Source organism: Motilimonas sp. 1_MG-2023 (assembly GCF_030547455.1).
Taxonomy (GTDB): Bacteria; Pseudomonadota; Gammaproteobacteria; order Enterobacterales; family CBDFNC01; genus Motilimonas.
The window spans coordinates 1-255 of record NZ_JAUOPX010000194.1; the positions used below are offsets into that span (position 1 = coordinate 1).

At 47.5% G+C, this 255-nt stretch carries 1 protein-coding gene; it reads left to right on the forward strand.

All coding sequences use genetic code 11. The annotated features are described in order from the left end of the window. Positions 1–65: 65 nt before the first annotated feature. Positions 66–255 (forward strand): hypothetical protein (locus Q4519_RS21920; RefSeq protein WP_303516078.1); only part of this gene is annotated, 190 nt, incomplete at its 3' end.

Consider the following 255-nt stretch of genomic DNA (forward strand, 5'->3'; position numbering starts at 1 on the left):
GCGAGATTAGTTTTACTAGCTACGACAAACCCCGCCCGCTGACCTTTACTTAGCTCAATCTCAACTTGAAAAATTTACCCAATTTAAGCACTCGCCAATGGCTCGATTTAAGCCAAGTGGATCAACTTAATAGCCACTTTAACCTCAATATGCGTGAGTTCTACTACGCGGGAACCAGCATTTCCGACTTAACCCTTAAAAGTCGAGTAAACGGTGGCAAGTGGGAGTGTTGTCAGGGCCAGGGGAGGGGCGTGG